Source organism: Frateuria hangzhouensis (genome assembly GCF_026410505.1).
GTDB lineage: Bacteria > Pseudomonadota > Gammaproteobacteria > Xanthomonadales > Rhodanobacteraceae > Frateuria_A > Frateuria_A hangzhouensis.
Genome location: NZ_JAPMIU010000054.1, coordinates 1 through 284 on the forward strand (window position 1 = coordinate 1; position 284 = coordinate 284).

The following is a 284-nucleotide window of genomic DNA, read 5'->3' on the forward strand; positions in this document are numbered from 1 at the left end:
GAATCGCGCAAATGGCGGGGTTTTGAGCCCAGCGTGTAACAATCTGAAATATTCCGTTACTTAATAAGGCCCAGTCCGATGATCCCGACCAGGATCAGATAGATCGCCACAATGAAATTCAGCAGCCGCGGCATGACGAGAATCAGCACACCGGCGATGAGAGCAACGATGGGCTGAATGTTGGCGACGCTGACGGACATTTCGGTCTCCCGCACGGAAGGAAAAGGACAAAGGATTGAACGAGCGCGAAGCGAGACGAAAATTTTTCCTCGACTCGCGCATCG

The 284-nt window shown here is 52.8% G+C and carries 1 protein-coding gene; it reads right to left on the reverse strand.

Annotated elements, in window-relative coordinates; genetic code table 11:
* Nucleotides 1–56 precede the first annotated feature (56 nt).
* Nucleotides 57–284 (reverse strand): DUF3096 domain-containing protein (locus OSC30_RS16840; RefSeq protein ID WP_267173003.1); only part of this gene is annotated, 228 nt, incomplete at its 5' end.